At 62.6% G+C, this 1,675-nt stretch carries 3 protein-coding genes; 1 reads left to right on the forward strand and 2 read right to left on the reverse strand.

Annotation, left to right across the window (positions count from 1 at the left end; all coding sequences use genetic code 11):
- On the forward strand, window positions 1-302 hold a 302-nt coding region (locus VGG64_28300), incomplete at its 5' end, for a hypothetical protein (GenBank protein HEY1603535.1).
- 102 nt (window positions 303-404) lie between these two features.
- On the opposite strand, the gene VGG64_28305 is transcribed toward VGG64_28300, so the two are convergent.
- A complete protein-coding gene (locus VGG64_28305) occupies window positions 405-1,292 on the reverse strand; it encodes an SMI1/KNR4 family protein (protein HEY1603536.1) in 888 nt (295 codons plus the stop codon).
- A 28-nt stretch (window positions 1,293-1,320) separates the two neighbouring features.
- A partial coding sequence (locus VGG64_28310) for a hypothetical protein (protein HEY1603537.1) occupies window positions 1,321-1,675 on the reverse strand: 355 nt, incomplete at its 5' end.

The raw sequence follows: 1,675 nt of genomic DNA on the forward strand, positions 1-1,675 counted from the left end.
TCGTCCACGTCGTGATGGGCCGGGACACCCTGCGCATCCTGGCCCATCCGAAGCCCGGCGAGAACCAGGAACTGCTCAAGCAGTCCAACCCGCTGGCCGTCGGTCAGTGGCATCGCGTGAAGATCGGGTTCCGCGGCCCGCGGATCATCGCCATGGTCGACGGTCAGACCTTCACCGCGACGCACGACTGCATTCGCGAGCAAAAGCTCAGCTTTGGCCTCGGCGGCGACTCCGGCGGCCCCGCCGGCGAACAGGCCGGCGCCCTCGAGTTTCGCAAACTCGAAATCAGCACCCTGCCGTGAGCCAGGTCCCACGGGCATCCCGATGATCCGGCCCTGATCCTTCGATACCTAACCGGGGGTCGGGGCCGCAGGCGCGAGAATGCCCGGTTGGCTGGCGCGCGATCACTCTTCCGGTGCTCCGAGTTGAACGAGCTTGTGGGCTGCGGACCAGAAATGGAACTCCCGCGCGCGCTGGACGAGGCAGTGACCGGTGGAATCCCGATAGCTGAGGTCGGCGCCAGCGGCGGCAAGCAGCTTGATCGAATCGTTCGAGTGGCCAAGCATGGCGAAATAGAGCGGCGTCTGGCCCTGTCCGTCGCGCGCTTCAACCGACGCTCCGGCAGCTAGCAGACGCTTCACCAAACGCGGCCACCTCCAACGGGCAGCGCACATCAGCAGGGTCTCGCCCTTATCATTGCGCAGGTCCACCACGCCGCCGTCAGCGAGGTGTGCCTCGACGGCGGCTTCGTTCCCGGTTGCGACCGCCTTAAACGCCGGCAGCCTTTCCTGCGGCTTTTCGTGGTCCTCAGCGGGCCGCAGGCCCGCCATGAACTGTGAGAAACCGTACGCGATCAGGTGGATATCTTCGGGCCCGCCGTTGATGTGGTCCCAGAGGTAGATCTTGCCATAATCGCGACCCCGGACCGCCAGCAACACCCAGTCTCCCCAACAGCTCGCGATCGGCAGCATCGTGTCAGGGATACTACCTTCAAGCCGGTACGCCGTCCTGCGCATGTCCTCCTCGTACTCCGGGGCCTGCGGGAACAGGCCTTCAACTCTCTGTACGGTGCCGCCTGAAACGAGATCGGCCGGCGCGAGGATGTCGAAGTCAACCGGATGATTAAAATAGCCCCCATTGAAGCGCAAAAGAAACTCGGCAAAATCGGCCGGCCATTGAATTCCGAGCTCGCTGGCAATCCGCCCCAAGTCGGCGGCCGTCAGCGCCGGCTCGTACGAGTCCTGTAACCGCCGCATAATTGGATTGGCGTCTTGGTCGAATAATGGGTTCACGAGCGTATCCTTTGCTATGGTCGCCGTCTTATGTGGGATCCTTCTGGCTGCCGGGTACCTGTACTGCGCGCTCGACCTCAGTTCGTAGATCATCCTCGGCTTGTTGTAGCAGCCCCTCGTATTGGCCGGGCGGCAGCTTGTGCAATAGCAACTGCGAATTGATCTGGTAGACGCGGCCGTTGTATGCCCGCATCGCGCTTTCCAGCCGGTTGACGGTGTCTTCGTCGATGTATGGCACGGTGACTTTCACTTTTTGTGCGATGCGATTGAACGCGTCGGCAGTCTGGCGCTGTGCCATCGCCGCGCCGCTTTCGGCGTGCTGGTTGGCAACCTTGTATGCAAGCGCCGTCCTGCCCTGGCTCTTATCGGTGTTCGCAATGATA

Source organism: Pirellulales bacterium, from assembly GCA_036490175.1.
Taxonomy (GTDB): domain Bacteria; phylum Planctomycetota; class Planctomycetia; order Pirellulales; family JACPPG01; genus JACPPG01.